We start from the raw sequence: 19,585 nt of genomic DNA on the forward strand, positions 1-19,585 counted from the left end.
TGGCCAGTCACAGTTTAATTCTAAATACTGTGCTGGCCATTGTTTCATTCAATATAAGGTTCTATATGAATATGAGTATACAAAATCCCATGCTTTTCAACCAATTCTTTTTCAATCATAACCGTAATATCGTGACTTTGATGAACATTTAGCTCTGGATTAACCTTTATCGTAACATCAAGGATTGGTTGATTTCCTAACACACGTCCTTTTATATCCGCAACTAATTTAACTTCAGGATATTTTGTAATCGTTTGTTTTATCTCCGTTAACCTTTTCTCATCAAAACCATCGGTAAGTGCAAGGGTAGAATCCTTGAAAATTTCCCAAGCAGTCCTACAGATGACGACTCCCACTACAAGCCCAGCTAATGGATCTAGCCAGCCAATGCCAAATTTAGCTCCTATTATACCAATAAATGCACCAATACTAACAAGTGCATCTGAACGATTGTCTTGAGCAGCAGCATATAGGGCACTACTATTTATTTTCTTCGATAGAGCTAAATTATAGCGATGGACAATAAACATGATTACAGAAGCACCCAAGGCAGTCCAGGCCGTTACCATATCTGGTGCGGTACTTCCTTTATCTAATATCTTTGTAATGGTAGAGAATATTACTTGTATGCCGACAGCTGCCATAATAAATGCTGCTAGTAAGGAAGAAATTGTTTCTGCGCGATAATGGCCATATCGATGATTTTGATCTGGTGGCTTTTGAGATATTCGAAGTCCTATAAGGATAGCAATGGAGGCAATAACATCCGTAGAGTTATTTAATCCATCGGCCCATAATGCTTCTGAATTCCCTATATAGGCAATAATTAATTTTGTTCCGGAAAGAAATAGGTAAGCAATGATACTAATCCATGCACCTTTTTCTCCTTCTCTTAAATCTGGTGTATGATTCATGATAATGCCTCCAGCTAATTTCATTAACTTTATCACTATATCAGATAGGAAATGGGTGGGTCTAGAGCAACTAATAAGCGTTTGTCAATATCAATTGGTATGTTTTAAGTTTGTTTCCTTCGTACAAGAAATAGACCTAAGTTTTTAATGCTTTTTTATTAAATCCCATTGCAATTATTCTAAAAATTTAGGATAATAAACATAAAGGAGCAGGAGGGGCGTACTTCATGAAAAAGGAAAGGGTAGTTTACCACTTTTATCCGTACGAAGGAAATGTCCTTAACGCTAAAAGAGAGATATCCTTTGAAATTAAATTATCTTCACGGATGATTTTAGATGAAATCTGTTTTAATTGGAATAAGAAAATGCTTGAGGAAAAAATTAATTCTTCGATTCAAAAGGGTAATAAAGAAGATTTTGTGAAAGTTCGAGAAAGATATCTACAATATATTTGGGAATAAAATCGGAAAAGTAATAGACCAGCCTTGCCCACACTGAGTATGGTAAGGCTATTTTTATGGAAGAAATAGAATAAAAAATAAGTTGGGGGGAGCTTATGAAGTTAGATGTTACCATTTTGCAAAAACAAAATAAGCTATTACTATACATACTATTATTCTCATTGTTTCTCGGATTAGGTGCTGAATTCATTGTCGGAGCACCAGCAATAAATATGATAGCAATATCAATTGGCGGTGGCATTGGAATTTTGTTAATTGCCATTTTTAATGTTAAGAGGATATATAGTTTTGCAGTGCCTTATATTGCTATTTTTTGTTTAGCTGGAGTATCACTAATTGTAATGCTAGGTTCTAGTTATGTGACGAATATATTATTTACCTTCTTTTTATTAGCGGTCGCCGCTATATCCTTATCCCGTGCTGTATTAACCACTGGTGGTATCCTAGGAATTGGTTTATTAGTATTATTTATTATATTCAACGGACAGGCAGTGGGATTTAATACCCGATCTATAGCAATTACAATGGTTTTTTTTACTCTAGTTTTTATTGTTTTATATATACAAATTAAAGTATCACGTGGTTTTCTGTTAACTCTATTTCAAACAATGGGTGAAATAGAAGAGAAGTCCAAAGAAGAGGCTAATCGTACTCTACTAATTCAAAGTGGTGCCGAAAAGGTTCGGAAGCAGATGGAAGTTATTGAAGGGGATAGTAGTCTTAACCAGGAGCAAATGAAAGAAATGCTTACTAGCTTTCGAGAAATTTCAAAAGCAAGTCAAGCCCAGTCTGAAACTGCTTTTGGTATAACTGAAACGGTTAATTCAACCCACCGATTACTGGAAAAAATGATTGTATCTTTTTCCCGTAGTATGGCGGATGGTGAGGAGCTTGTTAATTTATCAAATAAAGGAAAAATCTCTATGGGAAATTTATATGAAACGATAAATGACTTTCACGTTTCCTTTGATGGTTTAACAAATAATATGGAGGTACTTGTTAATCGAATAGATGTAAATAATGCAAATGCAGAGAAGATACAAGATATTGCTGAGCAAACTAATTTGCTTGCCTTGAACGCAAGTATCGAGGCTGCACGTGCGGGCGAATTTGGAAAGGGATTCTCTGTTGTAGCATCGGAAATCCGTAAGCTTGCAGAGGTTTCCCAGAACACAGCAAAACAAATTCGTGAAGACCTACAGATGATTGATAAAGATGCTAGGTATACACAAATAGAATTGAATAACAACAAGCAAAAATTAGTGGCCAGTACAGAAGTTACATTAATGGCTAAGCAGAACTTTGAAACTATTACAGAACAATTAAATAACTTTATTCATTATTTGCAATACCTAAACAAACAGGCAAAGGAGATAAAAGGATCCTCCCTGTCTATTGAACAATCCGTGGATAATCTTGCATCAATTATCGAAGTAACTACTGCAACAATTGAAGAGCTTGAAGCAATCGTAGATGAACAAGTCAATCGTATGGTTAATTTAGCAGGAGTGATTGAGGAAACAAATGAAGTAGCTGCATCTTTAGAAAAAATGTAATATTTACTGTAAATTTACAATTGGAGTACATTGATCTGCTATTCTTATGTTGAGGGGAGTGTTTATTAGTTGAAAAAGGATAAGAAGACCCAGCTAAGCTGGGCACTTTATGATTTTGGAAATTCTGCTTTTGCTACAACGATGCTAGCGGCAGTTCTACCGATTTTCTATTCCAACGTGGCATCAAAAGGAATAGAATCTAGCCTAGCAACTAGTTATTGGGGTTATGCTAACTCCATTGCAGTACTAATTGTGGCAATTCTAGCTCCTATTCTTGGTGCTATTAGTGATTTCTCTGCAGCCAAGAAAAAGTTTTTGCGGTTCTTTGCCTTTATGGGAATGATAGCAAGTATCCTACTTGCATTTACTGGAGAAGGAGACTACCTCTTTGTTGCGTTATTATTCATCGTTGGTTCCATTGGTTTTTCAGGAGGTAATATTTTTTATGACGCCTTTTTACCTGAGGTAGCAGAGGAAAAGGATATGGATAAGGTATCCTCAAAAGGATTTGCCCTGGGGTATGTTGGTGGAGGAATTTTATTATTAATAAATGTTTTAATGATTCTTAAATTTGAGTGGTTTGGATTATCAGATGTAGTAATGGCAATGAAGGTTTCCTTCGCAATGGTTGGAATATGGTGGTTTATTTTTTCCATTCCTTTATTGAAAAATATTCATGATGAGAAGAAAAGTCCGATAAAACGAGATAGGTCATATGTGGCAATCGGCTTTTCGAGAGTCGGTAATACCTTTAAGGAAATAAGTCAGTTTAAGCATTTATTAATTTTCTTATTTGCCTTTTGGTTATATAACGATGGAATTTCTACAATTATCAGGATGGCAACTATTTATGGAACTGAAATCGGCATTGGACAAAATGATTTAATCATCGCTCTTCTTATTACACAATTTGTTGGCATACCCTGTACCTTCTTTTTTGGTTGGTTAGCTGGAAAAATAAAGCCCAAAAAGGCACTTATGATTACATTATTTGTTTATTTAGGGATTGTTATTTTAGGTTACTTCATGAAGTCAGCCTTGCATTTTTACTTATTGGCAACATGTGTGGGACTGGTCCAAGGTGGTGCACAGGCCTTGAGTAGATCTATTTTTGGTCGTATGGTACCAGAGAATAAAAAGGGTGAATTCTTTGGATTCTACGGGATTTCATCCAAGTTCTCGGCAGTATTTGGCCCGTTTGTATTTGGATTTATCGGGCAAATAACGGGTAATAATCGGTTTGGTATTTTATCGTTAATCGTATTCTTTATTGCTGGAATACTCATTTTAAGCTTTGTAAATGTGGAAAAGGGAGTAGAAGCTGCTAGGAAAAAGACTGCTTAGATACAAAAGAAGTATGCACAAAAGCCGCAAACCCTCACTGGTTTTGCGGCTTTTATTACAGAATAGGCTCACTATACTGGTTCTCTAATTTTAGCTTGAGTGGCAATCCAGTATCATACGAAATATCTCCAATTAATCCCTCTAAATCTTCCCTACTAGTACCGTTGTTATACCAATAATCAATCACTTTCTTCATAATTTCTATACCCTCAATTCGAGCCTGCTCGTATAAATCAATGAAGCTTTTTGTACTAGGTTTTTTCGTCGCAGGGTGATACCAGGTATGGTGTTCTAAGTTTAAATAATCCTTATGGTTGGTAATCGGTTGGTGGGAGAAAGCAGAAATAACCTTTTTCAATAATTTGTTTTTCCAACCATATGGATCAGATAGTATCATTAAAGCTAATTTCATATCTTTTAAAGCTTTTTTAATATAGCTTGAAGAAGATTCTGTGACCTCAGGATAGTGCTTACGAATTGCTTGATAAAGAAAATTAGCGATTTCATTTTTTTGCTGTTTATTTAAAAGGATTTCTTTATAGACAGGTGTTTTCCAGGTTTTTAGATTCTTATAGCGTTCCATCATTAAGGTGTCAATAATGATTTCGTATTTCGAGTGATTATTCCCTTCATATCCTGCATAATAGTTGATAAAAGGATGTGCGATTCGGTCCAATATATGATGGGTTACAAACCCAAATACATACGATTTTATTTCTGTGGAGCTGTCCTTTGCAGATACAATTATATCCATAAGAAAATCTCCACATTTTTTCCTGTGAAGAAGATTCCCTATGTTTGGAATGGATGTATCCTTTATCCATGGCCAAAAATTATAATAGAAAAAAGGATCAGGTCCTTGTGCACCTAAATTTAATATATAACTACGGCTTGGTATGTTCTCTGGTTTACTTATAGCATCAAGCATATCTTCACAAAAGAGCATATGTGTCCAAATGTTAGGCATGGAGAGCCCTCCTAAACAACTAATTAATACATTAATAAGTATAAGGCTAAATTAACTATGTAAGGATTACAATTTTGTGAATAATTCATAGTTCTACCATAATAATTTTTTTATACGCGTGCAATGAATATGATTTTCATTTTTAAAAAATTTGGTACAATAGAGAGGGATTTGAAAATCAAATTGGGAGGAAATACATATGGAATTTCGTATAGAGCACGATACCCTTGGGGAAGTGAAGGTACCTGCTGATAAATATTGGGGTGCACAGACACAGCGCAGTAAGGAAAACTTTCCAATTGGTCATGAGAAAATGCCAACAGAAATTATAAAAGCGTTTGCAGTTTTGAAAATGAGTGCTGCAAAAGCAAATAGTGATCTAGGCCTGCTTGATGCGAAAAAAGCAGAAGCCATTGAATATGCAGCGACACAAGTTATTAATGGAAATTTAGATGCACATTTTCCGCTAGTTGTTTGGCAAACTGGTAGTGGAACACAATCCAATATGAATGTAAACGAAGTGATTGCTCATGTTGGAAATGAGTGGTTAAAGGAGCAAGGCAGTGATCTAACATTACATCCAAATGATGATGTTAATAAATCCCAAAGCTCTAATGACACATATCCTACAGCCATGCATGTAGCTGAAGTTTTAATGCTTGAGGATGTTGTATTACCTGCTTTACGTACACTTAAAAGCACCTTTAAAAACAAAATGGATGCATTCCAGGATATCGTAAAGATTGGTCGTACACACTTACAGGATGCAACACCTTTAACACTTGGACAAGAGATTAGTGGATGGCACCGAATGCTGGAAAAATCAGAAAGCATGATAGAAGCCAGCCTTCCTTATCTAAAGGAATTAGCTATTGGTGGTACTGCAGTTGGTACTGGTTTGAATGCTCACCCTGAATTTTCAGAGCGTGTATGCGCAGAAATTAGCCGATTTACTGGTAGAGAATTTGTTTCTGCACCGAATAAATTCCATGCATTAACAAGTCATGACGAAACGGTATTTGCTCATGGTGCATTAAAGGGCTTAGCTGCAGATATGATGAAGATAGCAAATGATGTTCGTTGGTTAGCCAGCGGCCCACGCTGTGGAATTGGCGAAATTACAATACCAGAAAACGAGCCTGGTAGCTCTATTATGCCAGGTAAAGTGAATCCAACACAGAGTGAAGCAGTAACAATGGTTGCCGCTCAAGTAATGGGTAATGATGCAACAATTGGTTTTGCAGCAAGTCAAGGGAATTTCGAGCTTAATGTATTTAAACCTGTAATTGCGATGAACTTCCTACAATCCTGTCAGTTATTAGCAGATAGCATACTTTCCTTCAATGATCGTTGTGCTGTGGGTATTGAACCAAACCATGATCAAATTGAAAAGTATTTAAATGACTCTTTAATGCTTGTGACAGCATTGAACCCTTATATTGGCTACGAAAATGCAGCAAAGATTGCTAAAAAAGCATTTGCAGATAATTCAACACTGAAAGAGACTGCTATTGAACTAGGCCTACTAACTTCTGAAGAATTTGATCAATATGTGAATCCAAGAGAAATGACACATCCAAAATAAAATAGAAAATCCTGCCTTATGATGAGGCAGGATTTTTTTCGATTAAGCTGAGAAGTAGTAATCAATTCTTGAGGAGCATGAAATACGGTAATTAGGGAATAGATAAGCTATTCATTCTGGAAAAAAGTATGGCGTATAGAGCCACCAATATTTCAAGAAAACCATAAGCAAACCACAATTTACCAACGCTTTTTTGTGATAAGATTTTCTCTTCTGCTAACAATATAGTTACAGGAGGTGATAAACATGGCTAACAACAACAATTCAAACCAACTACTTGTTCCCGGTGTACAAGAAGCTCTAGATCAAATGAAATATGAAATCGCTTCTGAGTTTGGTGTAAACCTAGGTGCTGACACTACTTCTCGTGCTAACGGTTCTGTTGGTGGAGAAATCACGAAGCGTCTAGTACAAACTGCTCAACAACAATTATCTGGTAAAATTCAATAATAATGGCATCGAGGTGTAAACCTCTTTAAGGGAAAGTCTTCTAGGCTTTCCCTTTACATTGTTCCTCGAAAGTTAATTGTATTATTTACTAATTTATAGAAATAATTCCCTTCTTTGCAAAAAAGTTTCTATAAGATTTAAGCTAAGATATGTATGTATGTGTTAGGTCGGAATGGAAACAGCTTAAATCAATCAAGATAAAAAAAGAAAGAGAGCATTAGGCCCTCTTACTTAATTCGTTCTTCTGTATTTGCATCAAAGAAATGAGCTTTATTCATATCTAATGCTAGTTTAATGGTTTCTCCACTATTTATATCAGATCGGGAATCGACACGTGCTATAAAGTCTTGGTCATTAATTTTGGAATATAAATATGTTTCTGCACCCATTAATTCAGCAACATCAATGAAAGCAGATATATTTGTCTCTGGGGAAGACTCAATAAATATTAATTCATCATGAATGTCTTCAGGGCGAATTCCAAGAATGACTTCTTGATTAATATAGCCTTTCTCTTTTAACAGTTTTAATTTACCTTCAGGAACCTTAATTTTTACATCATCCATGACAATTCCGTCATCCTTAATGACTCCTCTTAGGAAGTTCATTGCCGGAGAACCAATAAATCCACCAACGAAAACATTATTTGGATTGTCATATACTTCCTTTGGTGCTCCCACTTGTTGAATAACGCCATCCTTCATAACAACTAAACGAGTGGCCATTGTCATTGCCTCTGTTTGATCGTGTGTCACATAAATAGTTGTTGTCTGGAGACGTTTGTGCAGTTTTTGGATTTCTGCACGCATCTGTACCCGAAGCTTTGCATCTAAGTTTGATAAAGGTTCGTCCATCAAGAATACTTTTGCATCACGGACAATGGCACGTCCAAGCGCAACACGCTGACGTTGACCACCAGAAAGTGCTTTTGGTTTACGATCTAAATACGCTTCCAAACCTAAGATTTTGGCAGCGTTCTGTACGCGCTTATCGATTTCATCTTTTTTAAATTTACGTAATTTAAGTCCAAAAGCCATATTATCATATACATTCATATGTGGATAAAGCGCATAGTTTTGGAAAACCATCGCAATATCGCGATCTTTTGGGGCAACATCATTCATTTTTTTATCATCAATATATAGTTCACCCTCTGTAATTTCTTCCAGTCCAGCAATCATACGTAACGTAGTTGATTTACCACAGCCAGAAGGTCCGACAAAAACAATGAACTCCTTATCTTCAATGTGAAGATTAAAATCACTTACTGCAACAACATCCTTATCATATTTCTTTTGAATATGCTCTAATCGCAATTCTGCCATAGTAAAGTCCCCCTCTATAATGAAAGCGTTTAATCTATTTGTTTTTATTATAGTAGATAACTTTATTAAGCAAAATGGTAAACCTGCACAAAGAATATGTACAACTTTGTGCAGGTTTACAAATACTAATCCTGTTTACTCATTTTTGGCTAAAATAGCCAAGTAAACTATTAAGGCATGATGAAATTCACGAATATCTAACTTTGTTTTTTCATGAAATTTTTCGATACGATATTGCAGACTATTTCGATGCATATAAAGTCGTTTCGCAGCGACAGAAATGTTGAGATTACTATCAAATAATACTTTTATCATATTTAAAAATTCTCTATCGTTAAGAAATTCCTGCAGTATCATCTTTTGTATCTCATTTTTGTATTGATAATCTGCATGGTTCATTAAAATGATTGGAATTCCGTCAAGGTATGTTACTACATTTTCTTCCGCTATTGGTAAGGCAATTGTTGCACCTTTTTTCAAGAATTCATAATGTTGTTTAATTCCTATTAAATTCTCACGGTATGGCCCAATGAAAAATTTGATATTTCCATATAAATCGGTAATCAATATATCAATAATTTCTTTATATGAAATGGATTCCTCTTCATGATCCTTCATGATATCAACTAGAATCCCTTCTCGTTCATTTTCCCAAAGTATAATTGTTTCCTTTTCGAAGATTTGGTTTACTGCTTCTTTAAAATCAACTGGTTTTATATGATTGGATTCAATAGAAAAGTAAACTAAACGGTACTTGCTAATGATATCCGTGTTTATTTCTGTTTCCTGAAGATACATTTCCCATTTTATTTCTTCCTTCGATTTTGGTGGGAAAAGATGTTCAAACGGTATTAGAAATAAGTTAAGCAATTGTTCGTTTTTACTATCTAACTCCTTTGGATCAATGCTTATGACATGTGAATTATTTGTTACATACCATACGAATCGATTATCAAGTTTATTTGGAATAGTTTCATAATATTGAAGTGATGGAAATAGTTTTTTTAATTGCTCAATCAATAGTAAAACCTCATTTACTTTAGTCTTTTCTCCATTATACCAATAGTTGAAAACTTTAAGCTTTTTTTGTGTGTCACAAATGGATAGTTATTGGTATACATTAGATTATGGGTTTGTTATAGTGGGTGTAACCGACAGCAAGGAGGAATTTGTTTTGGCAAATTTGTATGATAGTGCCTATGATTTAGAAAAAGCAATTCGTGAAAGTGTGGAATTTAATGAGCTAAAAACTGCGTTTCAAGCGGTTATGAATGATCCAACCTCTCGTAAAATGTTCGAGGATTTTCGTAATACACAAATGGAATTGCAACAAAAACAGATGCAGGGTTTAAATATTACAGAACAAGAGGTAGAAAATGCACGTAAAATAGTTGAGCTTGTCCAGCAGCATGAAGGAATTGCTAACTTGATGGAAAAGGAACAACGCTTAAACGTGGTTATAAATGAACTTAGTCAAATTATTACGAAGCCATTAGAAGAGCTTTATGGTGGTCAATAATTATCCATAACTTTAAAATTATTTATTCTTAGAACGCAAGGAGTATATTCTTGCGTTCTTTATGTTTTATCAAACTGAGTAGCTTCCAGTTGCCGAAATTATTTTACTTTAAGGAGTATTCATTATACTCGTTCTTGCAGGAATTATTGCTATCGATATCGAATATGTTGAATATGCACGATAGACAAGGGGGAGTACTTAATGAATTATGTTTCTTGTGAAAGCAAACTAAATATATCCTATATTCAATTAAATCGGCCGGATCGCTACAATGCATTGAATTTGGAAATGCTTGAGGAATTATTACAGGTTGTAAAGGAAGTAGAAAAAAGGGCTGATAAAGTCGTCATACTAAGAGGAGAAGGTAATGCTTTTTGTGCTGGCGGTGACATCGCGATGATGAAGGATTTTTCCAATAAGGAATTTTTTGATGATGTGATGGATACGATTTCTGATATCGTACGGAAGCTTTATATGATGCCGAAGATAGTTATTTCGGCTGTTCAGGGATCAGCTGCTGGTTTAGGCTTAAGCTTAGCATTAACAGCAGACTATGTTGTAACGAACAAAGAAGCAAAGTTCGGAATGTTATTTGCCGGCGTTGGCCTTGCTCCAGATGGTGGTGGCCATTTTTGGGCAGAGCAGCGTCTCGGTACTCAACAAGCAAAGCAATTTATTTGGGGAAACCCAAAACAAGTTACTGGTGACGAAGCAAAAAATCTGGGATTAGCTGATTTGTTAGTAGAAGGAGATATTCTAGTTGGGGCACAAAAGTTAGCTCATACCCTCCTCACATCACCATTAGAAGCAATGTTAAAAACTAAGCTGACTTATCATGAAAGCCATTTGGAAACTCTAAATGACTATTTGAAGAAGGAAAAGCAAAATCAATGGGAGCTTAGAAGTACATTAGATCATCAAGAAGGGGTTCAGGCTTTTTTGGAAAAAAGAAAGCCTACGTTCATCGGGAAATAGAGAATGGCGGGATAGTGCTTTCTAAGAAAATAGGAACCACTACTTATTAAAATAAGCTGTCTAATAGCAATTGATTGTGCTTAATAGACAGCTTTATTTGGATTAAAGTTCTACAAAAATTTCAGTAAGTTTGTTACTAGTTAATCGATACTTACTTACCGATGAAATAAAACTAATTTTGCCTCTGGAGACACACAACGATGTGTATACTCTAAATATCCATCTTTCGCTAATCGCTCTTCACCAAGGATTTTAGCTTCCTCATCATTTGCTGCCTCAAAGGACTCATCCAATAATTTTTCCCCTGTTTTATCAAATACTGTTAAAACGTATTTCTTCATATCGTTAACCTCCTGAAGTATACTCCGTACCATAATATTCGACTTTTTTCTGAAAAATCCTGCTAGAAATAAAAATAAAAATATATGTAAAGTACCCTTGACATAAACGGAGATGTATAGTACGCTTTACGTAAAGTTTACTTTACAAAAAAGTAGGAGATAAAATGAAAACGTTAATTCGTGAAAAACGGACAGAACGGAATATGACACAAGAAGAATTATCGGAGGCATTGAAGGTATCTAGACAGACAATCATTTCGTTGGAAAAGGGAAAATATAAGCCATCTCTTGTATTAGCACATAAACTAGCACAGATCTTTGAATGTACGATTGAAGATTTATTTATCTTTGAGGGGGATGAAAATGTTTAGTGATGAGTTTCTGAAAAATCCGTGGATTTTGCTAATTTTTGCTTGGACATTTGTTGCCCTAATAATTGGATATATGTACCAACGAAGGATAATTAAAAAAACATATGCAGATGATGAACGCTCTAAGTATATATTTAATCGGGCAAAGAGTGGATCATGGAATTTCATGTTAATAGTGATGCTGATAGCTATGCCAGTGGTTGTAATGTTTGATGGGGTATCCTTTAGCTATTTTTTCTTAATGGCAATACTGTTTCTTCACGGTATTACTATGGGGGTATCGGCACTTTATTATCATTTTAAAGAAAATTGAACGATAACATTGGAGGAATATGATGCTTAGCCAAGAGTTTTTACAGTCACCATGGGTCATTTTGCTTTTAATCGCTAATTATTTGTTGATGCTTACTATATTTTTTGTGCAACGAAATGTAGGAAAGAAAAAGCATCGTTATGATGAACGATATTATCAAGTAAATAACCGAGCGAAGGGTCGAACATGGGATATTATGCTTGTCATCATGTTGATTACTTGGCCCATTGTCATTATTTTTGACGGAATATCATTTGCTTTCTTTCTATTAACGATATTATATATGCTTCATTGTATCATTTTTGGCGTTGCGGCTGCTTTTTATCAATCAAAGGAATAGAGGTAAACATATGACATTACTATTAAATCAGGTTACAAAACGCTTTGGAAAACATGTTGCAGTTAACAATCTATCACTAGAAATACCGGCTAATGAAATGTTTGGATTTCTAGGGGGGAATGGTGCAGGAAAGACAACAACCTTTCGTATGATATTAGGATTACTTGACCGTACAGCTGGTGAGATTACTTGGAATGGAAGTCCAATAAATTATGAAACTAGTAGTTCTATTGGTTATTTGCCAGAAGAAAGAGGACTTTATCCAAAGTTAAGGGTAAAGGAACAAATTGTCTATTTAGCTCGCTTACGTGGAATGGGAAAAAATGAAGCATTGAAGGAGTTAGAATACTGGTTAGAGCGGTTTAAAGTTCCAGATTATCTCAACCAAAAGGTAGAGGAGCTATCAAAAGGAAATCAGCAAAAAATCCAGTTTATTTCCTCTGTTATTCATAAGCCAAAACTACTAATTTTGGATGAACCTTTTTCAGGGTTGGATCCAATTAATGTAGAAATGTTGAAGGAAGCCGTTATTGAGTTGAAAAATGAAGGTACATCTATCGTATTTTCATCACACAGAATGGAGCATGTGGAAGAGTTATGTGAGAATTTGTGTATTTTACAAAAGGGCAATCCAGTTGTTCAAGGATCACTCCGACAGATTAAACGATCCTTTGGGAAAAAGAATCTCGCCATACATGCAGATATAGCATTAGATTTTTTAAAAGACTTTCAAGGGGTAGTCCGTTATAAACAAACTACAGAGGGATGTTTATTACAGATTACAAGTGAAGCTGTTTCACAAGAAATTTTTCAAGCACTACAAGGAAAGGGATTTGTTCGCAAGTTTGCATTAGAAGAGCCTTCCTTACAAGATATTTTTATTGAGAAAGTTGGTGCAACCTATGAATAAGTTTTGGATTATTTCATCACATACGTATTTATCTAGAATAAAATCAAAAATGTTTTATATAAGTACCATTCTAATTCTAGTTTTTATTGTTCTCATGACAAATTTTGATTCTATCATAGGTGTACTTTCTGGAGAAGATGAAGGGAAGGTAGCGGTCATTGATGAAACTGGTGAACTATTAGCTCCATTGAATTCTAGTTTGCAAGCTAGTGAGACAGAGTTAAAACTAGAACCGTTCTCTGGTTCTGTAGCGGAAGGGAAAGCTGCAGTTAAGGATGAAAAATATGTTGCACTCCTAACACTTGGATTAGATGAAAACAGAGTTCTAGAGGCAACATACTATGCGAAGAACATATCGAACACAAATTTGCAATCAGATATACAGCAACATTTACAGCAACTAAAAGGGCGTCTAGCGACTGAAAAATTAGGAATTGAGCAAGCTCAAGTAATGGAGATCTTTTCTCCTGTATCAATGAAAGCTGTAGCATTAGATGAAAGTAGTAAATCAGAGGAGGAATTAAACCATGCTCGCGGGATAGTTTATGTCATGTTAATGCTATTATATTTTGCTGTGTTACTGTATGGCACACTAATAGCTACAGATGTTGCGACAGAAAAGTCTTCACGGGTAATGGAAGTATTAGTTTCCAGTGTATCTCCAGTTATTCATATGTTTGCAAAGATTGTGGGGATAGCTTTATTAGGTTTGACACAGGTTGCTATATTTATTTTAGTTGGTTTCTTCATGCTACAAGCGAAGCAAGAGGAAATGGGTGGGATGCTGGAATCCCTCGGCTTACAAAATGTATCCGTAAGTATTCTTCTATACGGTGTTCTCTTCTTTATTTTAGGTTATTTCCTTTACGCAACACTAGCAGCAATGCTTGGCTCTTTAGTAAGTAGAGTGGAAGAGGTTAATCAAATGATTATACCGATGACCTTCTTAATTGTTATCGCGTTCTTATTAGCTATGTTTGGAATGGGAGCGCCAGAAGCAACCATCGTAACGATAACATCCTATATCCCATTTTTCTCACCAATGCTAATGTTTATTCGTGTAGGTCTTCTAGATATAGCTATATGGGAGGTTCTACTATCGATTGGTATATTGATTGCTACTATTCTTATATTCGCTGTTATTGGTGCTAGGGTGTATAAAGGCGGGGTACTATTATATGGAAAATCAAGTTCATTGAAGGATATTAAGAAGGCATTACAGTTAACAAAACGTGAATAGGGAATATGTAATTACGTAGAAAAGAGGGCAAAGGTATGGCTATTAATAAGAATTTTGTCTTTGTAGGTGCTTTACTAACAATTATTTTTCTAACGAGATTGACTCTATCTGTTATCACCCATGACATTTCTTTTGTGGAAATATTAAATTGGGGATCGATAGCATATATGGCTTTTGTAATTGCATATCTATATCCCCAATTTAAAGAGGAGGATGAACGTACAAAACAAATAAAGCAAAAAGGAATGTATTATTCGGTATTTATTGTTTTATTTGTACTTGTTTCATTGTTAGCTCTTATACGGTTTGAGGTTATAGAGATGGATGCTATTACAATAATACGGATGATGATATCTTTTATTATTATTTCTATTTGGACTTCTTGGTTAATACTAGCGAAACGAATGTAAAATAGACTGTAATCTCCAAAAATCTGAAAAAGTGAATTGAAAATCCGAACTATAGTTCATAATTCTTTAAAAAGAATTAGAAATAGTTCGGATTTTTCATTTTAATCGTTTTTAGTTAATGCACTTATCTTTTTGTTTTTTCAACCAAATAGCGATTTATTGGTTATACATTCTTTATCCTAAGGAAGTAGTATTTTTATCCTGTTGTTACGAACGTGCATTCGTTTTGCCTTTTTGATAAAATAGATACGAAGGAAGGAGGTATGGAATATGGAACAAAAGATCTCCTTTATCCATGCTGCGGATTTACATTTAGATAGTCCATTTAAAGGATTATCTATTGCTAATGAAACTATTTTACAGGAGGTGCGTCAAAGTACTTTTCACGCACTTGATCATTTAGTAGAAGCTGCGATTAAAAGAAAGGTAGATTTCGTTGTACTTGTAGGAGATTTATTTGACAATGACAAACCAAGTTTAAAAGCACAGATAAAGCTTCGTCATGCGTTTGAGTTATTAGCTCAACATGATATAAAGGTATACCTTTCTTATGGGAATCATGATTACATAAAGGGCAATATTTTTCCGATTACTTATCCAGAAAATGTTTATGTTTTCCCAGATGAACAGGTACGAACATTTATTTTTGAAAAAGACAATATAGAGCTTGCTTCCGTTACTGGTTTCAGCTATGAGAACCGAGCAGTTATAGAAAGAAAGGCTGAGGAATTTACAGTTAATAATTCCAACATTCCTTTTCGGATTGCTATGTTACATGGCAGTATTGAAAGCAATACAGAGCATGATTTATATGCACCTTTTCTGCTTCGTGATTTAATTGAAAAGGACTTCCATTATTGGGCACTTGGTCATATTCATAAACGGGAAGTTTTAAAGGAGAACCCTACTATTTTATATCCTGGCAATATACAAGGAAGAAACAGAAAGGAAACAGGTGAAAAGGGTTGCTATTACGTTGAGATGACTAGTCTAGGAACAAGTACCGAGTTCATTCCTCTTCAGGCTATTCAATTTACAAATATAGAACTAGATGTATCTGATTGTGAACAGATTCATGATTTTGTGGCAGAATTAAAAAATAATTTAATACAAAACCATTCCTACGTACCTCAACTTATAGATCTATCCTTAACTAGTGGACAGGATAATTTATTTATTTGGAAAAATGAACATTTATTAGAAGAAATTATCGGTGTAGTAAATGAGGAATTAAGCTATCAGCGGAATTGGCTATACGTATTTCGTCTCACCACAAAGCAAAGAAATCGACAAAATAATATCATCATGGGGGAGCACTTTATTGGAGAATTAATGAAAAACGTAGATGATGTTTCAATATCAGACTATATGGGGGAGCTTTTTCAACATCGAGAAGCACGAAAATATTTAGATTCATTAACGAAGGAAGAAGAAGAGGAAATTAAGCTAGATGCCTATCAACTCCTTGCTTATGAACTTCAGAAAATGTGAGGTGAGAGAATGAAATTTTTACAGGCAACCATATATGGATTTGGAAAATGGGTAGACTTCCATTTGGACTTTACAGATGAATCCTTTGTTACCATTTATGGGGAAAATGAATCAGGAAAAACAACTGTTCAACGCTTTCTCATGTTCATGCTTTTTGGGCTACCACCGAAGGAACGAGATTTTTATCAGCCAAAGACAAGTAGTAAAATGGGTGGCATATTAACAGTGAGAGATCCTAAGATTGGTGAATTTACAATTGAACGTTTTCATGAGAACCGAAATGGTGCTGCTAAATGTTATACGCCTGATGGCAATGAATTTGATGAAGGCTGGCTACAAGAACGCTTATCGGGAATTGATAAAGCTACCTATCAAGCAATTTTTTCTTTTTCAGCACTGGATTTAATGACAATTCAAGGAATGACTGAGGATGATTTAAGTGAAGTACTGCTCGGTATAGGTTTAACAGGTTCGGCACAAATTCAGAATATAGAAAAGCGTCTTGAACAAAAAGTGAATGAGTATTTTAAACCGAATGGGAGAAATCCGATAGTTAATCAGCAACTAGCTAAGCTTGAGCATATTCAAAAAGAATTATCTCACCATCAGCATGAGGAGGCAGCCTATCGAGAAAAGAAAAATATTCTCTTGACTCTAGAGGACGAGCTCAATGTATTGATAGATACAATAAAAAAAGAACGAGAACAGCTATATCAGCTTGAAAAAATTGTACAAGTTTTACCACAATTAGAAGAATACAATGAAAATCAAGCAAAGCTCGCAAAATTGCCAGAGGAAATCCCGTTTCCTGAGGATGGCAGGAAGCGATATGAATTACTTAAAGAGAAGCAATTGCCCTTGCAAAGTGAAATGAGTGTCCTAAAAAATAATCATGATCGATTAAAACAAGAAATATTAGAGCTTGAGCAACATATAACTAATTTTCCTTATGAAGAAATAAGACAAATTTTGCAACAAGCTTCAAAGCATAATAGCAATGAAACAGAGGTACAGAAGTTAAAAGAAACTATCAATAGGCTTCAGGATGAATTAAGTAGTAGAATAACGGATTTACATATTGGGCTAAGCTTGAAAGAGGTACAGCAGTTAAATCTTCCCTTTCACTTAGAGAAACATTGGAGTGGATTAAAAACAGAGGCGGAGAAGTTTTCCCGAGAATATGAAGCATTAGCCAAAAGTCTACAGCTTATAAAATCTCGGAAAATGGTATTGGAGGAACAAAAGGAGAGTATTTCCTCTAAGTTGTTACCCATTTCTCAACGGAGAGAGCTTGAAGATTTAATAGATACTGCTAAGGAAAATAAGGTGTTAGAAGGTCTGCAGCTTGAGGCTGAGCAAGAACAACAATCATGGGAGAAAAGAAAAAAGAAATCAGCAAAAATCGCCAACGTTCTATTGGGAATGAGCTCTTTGGTAGCGGCTTTTTTTCTCGTATTGACGTTCTTTACGAAATATCAATTATTTCTCAATATAACGCTAATTAGTATCGTTTTTGGTTGTGTTCAATGGCTTTGGAATAAAAAATCTGCTGAAAAAATGGAATGGATGTTACAGCAAGCTTTTCCAATGCAGCTTGTTTCGTCTGCTTCTCCAGAAGAAATCCGTGATGCCGAAGAGCTATTAGAGAATGATGCTAAATGCAAACAAGAGCTACAATTACTCGAGGAAAAATTAAAAGACTGTGAATTACAGGAGAATAGTTTACAGGAACAGAAAATATTACTTGATAATCAAGAAGCGAGTTTTTCTAAGGAGCTATTCCATCAGGAGGAACTTTATCCATTTCTTCAACACATAGATGTAACCTATTGGCCGGATCTCTATCATTCATTAAAGGCAATTATACAAGAAATGAAAAAACTACCTTTGCTTCAGCATGATGAGGAAGAGCTTCAAAGGAATATACTACAATTTCAAACATTAGTAAATACTCATTTTGAAATTAATGCTTACGAGACAGTTCCAAAGACCTTCTCTGGTAAACTTGATATGTTGGCTCAAGAATTAGAGAAATTTAAAGATATTGAAAGAGAAATACAGCAGAAAAAGGATTTACTAGAAACTATTAAAGAACAACTACAGACAAATAAGCTGCAATATGTAACGATTGAACGGGAAATAATAGAGCTATGGAAAATGGCAAACGTAGATAGTGAGGAAGAATTTTACCAAAGGAATAAGGAAGGAATAGAGCGATCGGAGCTTATTTTAGCTTGTGAAAGAATTAAAATACAAACTGCTTCATACTTTCCTAAGGATAAATGGGAAGAATTAGTTATTTCTCCACCCAAAAGAAGTACCATCGAGTTAAAGATAAATGAAGTAAAGGAATCAATGAAACAAAATGAAGCAATTAAAGAGAGGACGCTTCAATTATTAGCTGAAGAAAGAGCGGAGTTTAACCGATTAGAATCCTCTGAAAACTATTCTCTTACTTTACATAAATTCCAGCAGGAACAGGAGAGACTTAAAAAGCTTGCAAAGGAATGGGCCGTTTATAAAGCAGCTAAGGAATTATTATCCGCAACGAAAGACCGATATAAGGAGAAATATTTATCAAGAGTGATTGAAAAGACGCTGACATTCTTTGAAATACTTACAGATGGAACCTATCAAATGATCTATCCACCAGCAAATGGGAAGCCATTTATTGTGGAAGATCGAAATCATATTCGATATTCGGTAAAGGAGTTATCACAGGGTACAATTAACCAGCTCTATATTTCACTCCGGCTTGCAATTAGCGAAGTGATGGGGGAAGAATTACGTGTTCCATTTATTATGGATGATGCTTTTGTTCATTTCGATAAAGCTCGTTTAAATCGCATGATAGGGATTCTAGAAGGCATATCCAAGAATCATCAAATACTTTTATTTACTTGTAAGCAAGAAGTATTAGAAGAATTTGGAGAAAAGAATAGAATCAAGTTGACAAATCCAGTTCCAATAATGGAAAATTAGTGGTAAACTGATTTTTAGGTTATAGGAATGCATCATGAAAGATACATTGCCTAAAGCTTTGATGAATGCCATGTTTCAAACAAATAGAATG

20 protein-coding genes are annotated in these 19,585 nt (G+C 34.9%); 15 read left to right on the forward strand and 5 right to left on the reverse strand.

Going from position 1 to position 19,585, the window contains the following annotated elements:
• Window positions 1-44 precede the first annotated feature (44 nt).
• Window positions 45-914 (reverse strand): cation diffusion facilitator family transporter, encoded by an 870-nt coding sequence (locus HNR27_RS05325; RefSeq protein ID WP_429339020.1) that lies wholly within the window; start codon window positions 912-914, stop codon window positions 45-47.
• A gap of 227 nt (window positions 915-1,141) precedes the next feature.
• Here HNR27_RS05325 and HNR27_RS05330 point away from each other — a divergent pair, with 227 nt between their 5' ends.
• The 3 genes from HNR27_RS05330 to HNR27_RS05340 all read left to right on the forward strand — a co-directional run bounded on the left by HNR27_RS05330 (window position 1,142) and on the right by HNR27_RS05340 (window position 4,275).
• Window positions 1,142-1,375, forward strand: a complete 234-nt coding sequence (locus tag HNR27_RS05330; protein ID WP_429339021.1) for a hypothetical protein — start codon at window positions 1,142-1,144, stop codon at window positions 1,373-1,375.
• 95 nt (window positions 1,376-1,470) lie between these two features.
• On the forward strand, window positions 1,471-2,931 hold the full coding sequence (locus tag HNR27_RS05335; protein ID WP_429339022.1) for a methyl-accepting chemotaxis protein: 1,461 nt from the start codon (window positions 1,471-1,473) through the stop codon (window positions 2,929-2,931).
• A gap of 69 nt (window positions 2,932-3,000) precedes the next feature.
• Complete coding sequence (locus tag HNR27_RS05340) at window positions 3,001-4,275, forward strand: MFS transporter (RefSeq protein ID WP_429339023.1); 1,275 nt, start codon at window positions 3,001-3,003, stop codon at window positions 4,273-4,275.
• A 55-nt stretch (window positions 4,276-4,330) separates the two neighbouring features.
• Here HNR27_RS05340 and HNR27_RS05345 read toward each other — a convergent pair whose 3' ends face one another.
• Window positions 4,331-5,242 (reverse strand): zinc dependent phospholipase C family protein, encoded by a 912-nt coding sequence (locus HNR27_RS05345; protein ID WP_429339024.1) that lies wholly within the window; start codon window positions 5,240-5,242, stop codon window positions 4,331-4,333.
• A 199-nt stretch (window positions 5,243-5,441) separates the two neighbouring features.
• Here HNR27_RS05345 and fumC point away from each other — a divergent pair, with 199 nt between their 5' ends.
• Window positions 5,442-6,827 carry a class II fumarate hydratase gene (gene fumC, locus HNR27_RS05350; RefSeq protein WP_429339025.1) on the forward strand — a complete coding sequence of 462 codons (1,386 nt, stop codon included), beginning with the start codon at window positions 5,442-5,444 and terminating at the stop codon, window positions 6,825-6,827.
• Window positions 6,828-7,073: 246 nt separating this feature from the next.
• A complete protein-coding gene (locus HNR27_RS05355; protein WP_212919192.1) occupies window positions 7,074-7,277 on the forward strand; it encodes an alpha/beta-type small acid-soluble spore protein in 204 nt (67 codons plus the stop codon).
• A gap of 227 nt (window positions 7,278-7,504) precedes the next feature.
• Here the strand turns inward: HNR27_RS05355 and HNR27_RS05360 are convergent, their stop codons facing one another.
• Complete coding sequence (locus HNR27_RS05360) at window positions 7,505-8,602, reverse strand: ABC transporter ATP-binding protein (protein ID WP_429339026.1); 1,098 nt, start codon at window positions 8,600-8,602, stop codon at window positions 7,505-7,507.
• Between the two features lie 135 nt (window positions 8,603-8,737).
• Window positions 8,738-9,622 carry a PucR family transcriptional regulator gene (locus tag HNR27_RS05365; protein WP_429339027.1) on the reverse strand — a complete coding sequence of 295 codons (885 nt, stop codon included), beginning with the start codon at window positions 9,620-9,622 and terminating at the stop codon, window positions 8,738-8,740.
• A 154-nt stretch (window positions 9,623-9,776) separates the two neighbouring features.
• On the opposite strand from HNR27_RS05365, the gene HNR27_RS05370 reads away from it, so the two are divergent.
• On the forward strand, window positions 9,777-10,121 hold the full coding sequence (locus HNR27_RS05370; RefSeq protein ID WP_429339028.1) for a YlbF/YmcA family competence regulator: 345 nt from the start codon (window positions 9,777-9,779) through the stop codon (window positions 10,119-10,121).
• A 201-nt stretch (window positions 10,122-10,322) separates the two neighbouring features.
• The gene (locus HNR27_RS05375; protein WP_429339029.1) at window positions 10,323-11,096 is read left to right on the forward strand and encodes an enoyl-CoA hydratase-related protein; all 774 of its coding nucleotides are present in this window, start codon (window positions 10,323-10,325) and stop codon (window positions 11,094-11,096) included.
• Between the two features lie 155 nt (window positions 11,097-11,251).
• Here HNR27_RS05375 and HNR27_RS05380 read toward each other — a convergent pair whose 3' ends face one another.
• Window positions 11,252-11,437 (reverse strand): YhzD family protein, encoded by a 186-nt coding sequence (locus tag HNR27_RS05380; RefSeq protein WP_212919197.1) that lies wholly within the window; start codon window positions 11,435-11,437, stop codon window positions 11,252-11,254.
• 164 nt (window positions 11,438-11,601) lie between these two features.
• Here HNR27_RS05380 and HNR27_RS05385 point away from each other — a divergent pair, with 164 nt between their 5' ends.
• The 8 genes from HNR27_RS05385 to HNR27_RS05420 all read left to right on the forward strand — a co-directional run bounded on the left by HNR27_RS05385 (window position 11,602) and on the right by HNR27_RS05420 (window position 19,494).
• Window positions 11,602-11,808 (forward strand): helix-turn-helix transcriptional regulator, encoded by a 207-nt coding sequence (locus HNR27_RS05385; RefSeq protein ID WP_429339030.1) that lies wholly within the window; start codon window positions 11,602-11,604, stop codon window positions 11,806-11,808.
• Window positions 11,801-12,121: a DUF2178 domain-containing protein gene (locus HNR27_RS05390; RefSeq protein ID WP_429339031.1), complete on the forward strand. Its 321-nt coding sequence runs from the start codon at window positions 11,801-11,803 to the stop codon at window positions 12,119-12,121. Before HNR27_RS05385 ends, HNR27_RS05390 begins: the two co-directional genes overlap by 8 nt.
• A 22-nt stretch (window positions 12,122-12,143) precedes the next feature.
• Window positions 12,144-12,461 carry a DUF2178 domain-containing protein gene (locus HNR27_RS05395; protein ID WP_429339032.1) on the forward strand — a complete coding sequence of 106 codons (318 nt, stop codon included), beginning with the start codon at window positions 12,144-12,146 and terminating at the stop codon, window positions 12,459-12,461.
• 10 nt (window positions 12,462-12,471) lie between these two features.
• A complete protein-coding gene (locus HNR27_RS05400; RefSeq protein WP_429339033.1) occupies window positions 12,472-13,371 on the forward strand; it encodes an ABC transporter ATP-binding protein in 900 nt (299 codons plus the stop codon).
• Window positions 13,364-14,611 (forward strand): ABC transporter permease, encoded by a 1,248-nt coding sequence (locus HNR27_RS05405; protein ID WP_212919202.1) that lies wholly within the window; start codon window positions 13,364-13,366, stop codon window positions 14,609-14,611. Before HNR27_RS05400 ends, HNR27_RS05405 begins: the two co-directional genes overlap by 8 nt.
• A 35-nt stretch (window positions 14,612-14,646) precedes the next feature.
• Window positions 14,647-15,021, forward strand: a complete 375-nt coding sequence (locus HNR27_RS05410; RefSeq protein ID WP_212919203.1) for a hypothetical protein — start codon at window positions 14,647-14,649, stop codon at window positions 15,019-15,021.
• A gap of 270 nt (window positions 15,022-15,291) precedes the next feature.
• A complete protein-coding gene (locus HNR27_RS05415; protein ID WP_429339034.1) occupies window positions 15,292-16,512 on the forward strand; it encodes a metallophosphoesterase family protein in 1,221 nt (406 codons plus the stop codon).
• 9 nt (window positions 16,513-16,521) lie between these two features.
• Window positions 16,522-19,494: an ATP-binding protein gene (locus HNR27_RS05420; RefSeq protein ID WP_429339035.1), complete on the forward strand. Its 2,973-nt coding sequence runs from the start codon at window positions 16,522-16,524 to the stop codon at window positions 19,492-19,494.
• Window positions 19,495-19,585 lie beyond the last annotated feature (91 nt).

Origin of the sequence: Ornithinibacillus bavariensis, from assembly GCF_050433565.1 — a bacterium.
In the GTDB taxonomy this organism is placed as follows: domain Bacteria; phylum Bacillota; class Bacilli; order Bacillales; family Amphibacillaceae; genus Ornithinibacillus; species Ornithinibacillus bavariensis.

What these genes read in the sequence shown, in the direction of transcription:
- HNR27_RS05360 (WP_429339026.1), bottom strand. Translation starts at nt 8,602, where the DNA reads ATGGCAGAATTGCGATTAGAGCATATTCAAAAGAAATATGATAAGGAT.
- HNR27_RS05415 (WP_429339034.1), top strand. Translation starts at nt 15,292, where the DNA reads ATGGAACAAAAGATCTCCTTTATCCATGCTGCGGATTTACATTTAGAT.
- HNR27_RS05355 (WP_212919192.1), top strand. Translation starts at nt 7,074, where the DNA reads ATGGCTAACAACAACAATTCAAACCAACTACTTGTTCCCGGTGTACAA.
- HNR27_RS05400 (WP_429339033.1), top strand. Translation starts at nt 12,472, where the DNA reads ATGACATTACTATTAAATCAGGTTACAAAACGCTTTGGAAAACATGTT.
- fumC (WP_429339025.1), top strand. Translation starts at nt 5,442, where the DNA reads ATGGAATTTCGTATAGAGCACGATACCCTTGGGGAAGTGAAGGTACCT.
- HNR27_RS05380 (WP_212919197.1), bottom strand. Translation starts at nt 11,437, where the DNA reads ATGAAGAAATACGTTTTAACAGTATTTGATAAAACAGGGGAAAAATTA.
- HNR27_RS05390 (WP_429339031.1), top strand. Translation starts at nt 11,801, where the DNA reads ATGTTTAGTGATGAGTTTCTGAAAAATCCGTGGATTTTGCTAATTTTT.
- HNR27_RS05395 (WP_429339032.1), top strand. Translation starts at nt 12,144, where the DNA reads ATGCTTAGCCAAGAGTTTTTACAGTCACCATGGGTCATTTTGCTTTTA.
- HNR27_RS05345 (WP_429339024.1), bottom strand. Translation starts at nt 5,242, where the DNA reads ATGCCTAACATTTGGACACATATGCTCTTTTGTGAAGATATGCTTGAT.
- HNR27_RS05410 (WP_212919203.1), top strand. Translation starts at nt 14,647, where the DNA reads ATGGCTATTAATAAGAATTTTGTCTTTGTAGGTGCTTTACTAACAATT.
- HNR27_RS05335 (WP_429339022.1), top strand. Translation starts at nt 1,471, where the DNA reads ATGAAGTTAGATGTTACCATTTTGCAAAAACAAAATAAGCTATTACTA.
- HNR27_RS05325 (WP_429339020.1), bottom strand. Translation starts at nt 914, where the DNA reads ATGAATCATACACCAGATTTAAGAGAAGGAGAAAAAGGTGCATGGATT.
- HNR27_RS05330 (WP_429339021.1), top strand. Translation starts at nt 1,142, where the DNA reads ATGAAAAAGGAAAGGGTAGTTTACCACTTTTATCCGTACGAAGGAAAT.
- HNR27_RS05420 (WP_429339035.1), top strand. Translation starts at nt 16,522, where the DNA reads ATGAAATTTTTACAGGCAACCATATATGGATTTGGAAAATGGGTAGAC.
- HNR27_RS05405 (WP_212919202.1), top strand. Translation starts at nt 13,364, where the DNA reads ATGAATAAGTTTTGGATTATTTCATCACATACGTATTTATCTAGAATA.
- HNR27_RS05385 (WP_429339030.1), top strand. Translation starts at nt 11,602, where the DNA reads ATGAAAACGTTAATTCGTGAAAAACGGACAGAACGGAATATGACACAA.
- HNR27_RS05375 (WP_429339029.1), top strand. Translation starts at nt 10,323, where the DNA reads ATGAATTATGTTTCTTGTGAAAGCAAACTAAATATATCCTATATTCAA.